At 55.0% G+C, this 1,354-nt stretch carries 1 rRNA gene (only partly in view); it reads right to left on the bottom strand.

The annotated features are described in order from the left end of the window. Positions 1–1,354, bottom strand: a 23S ribosomal RNA gene (locus DFO72_RS28915); its annotated part runs 1,275 nt beyond the window's last position; the annotation flags it as partial.

Genomic DNA, 1,354 nt, shown 5'->3' with positions numbered 1-1,354 from the left:
ACGTTCTGAACCCAGCTCGCGTACCGCTTTAATGGGCGAACAGCCCAACCCTTGGGACCGACTACAGCCCCAGGATGCGATGAGCCGACATCGAGGTGCCAAACCTCCCCGTCGATGTGGACTCTTGGGGGAGATAAGCCTGTTATCCCCGGGGTAGCTTTTATCCGTTGAGCGATGGCCCTTCCATGCGGAACCACCGGATCACTAAGCCCGACTTTCGTCCCTGCTCGACTTGTAGGTCTCGCAGTCAAGCTCCCTTGTGCCTTTACACTCTGCGAATGATTTCCAACCATTCTGAGGGAACCTTTGGGCGCCTCCGTTACTTTTTAGGAGGCGACCGCCCCAGTCAAACTGCCCACCTGACACTGTCTCCCGCCCCGATAAGGGGCGCGGGTTAGAATTTCAATACAGCCAGGGTAGTATCCCACCGACGCCTCCACCGAAGCTAGCGCTCCGGCTTCTCAGGCTCCTACCTATCCTGTACAAGCTGTACCAAAATTCAATATCAGGCTACAGTAAAGCTCCACGGGGTCTTTCCGTCCTGTCGCGGGTAACCTGCATCTTCACAGGTACTATAATTTCACCGAGTCTCTCGTTGAGACAGTGCCCAGATCGTTACGCCTTTCGTGCGGGTCGGAACTTACCCGACAAGGAATTTCGCTACCTTAGGACCGTTATAGTTACGGCCGCCGTTTACTGGGGCTTCGATTCAAAGCTTCGCTTGCGCTAACCTCTCCTCTTAACCTTCCAGCACCGGGCAGGCGTCAGCCCCTATACTTCGCCTTGCGGCTTCGCAGAGACCTGTGTTTTTGCTAAACAGTCGCCTGGGCCTATTCACTGCGGCTCATCAGGGCTATTCACCCTAATGAGCACCCCTTCTCCCGAAGTTACGGGGTCATTTTGCCGAGTTCCTTAACGAGAGTTCTCTCGCTCACCTTAGGATTCTCTCCTCGCCTACCTGTGTCGGTTTGCGGTACGGGCACCTTTTCCCTCGCTAGAGGCTTTTCTTGGCAGTGTGGAATCAGGAACTTCGGTACTAAATTTCCCTCGCCGTCACAGCTCAGCCTATGTGGTAACGGGATTTGCCTCGTTACCGGCCTAACTGCTTGGACGCGCTAATCCAGCAGCGCGCTTACCCTATCCTCCTGCGTCCCCCCATTGCTCAAACGGTAAAGAGGTGGTACAGGAATATCAACCTGTTGTCCATCGCCTACGCTTTTCAGCCTCGGCTTAGGTCCCGACTAACCCTGAGCGGACGAGCCTTCCTCAGGAAACCTTAGGCATTCGGTGGATGGGATTCTCACCCATCTTTCGCTACTCATACCGGCATTCTCACTTCTAAGCGCTCCACCTG

The organism is Cytobacillus oceanisediminis (assembly GCF_004366035.1).
GTDB classification, from domain to species: Bacteria; Bacillota; Bacilli; order Bacillales; family Cytobacillaceae; genus Cytobacillus; species Cytobacillus oceanisediminis_C.
The sequence above is the reverse complement of the archived record's forward strand: the minus strand, read 5'-3'. Positions and strand labels throughout refer to the sequence as shown.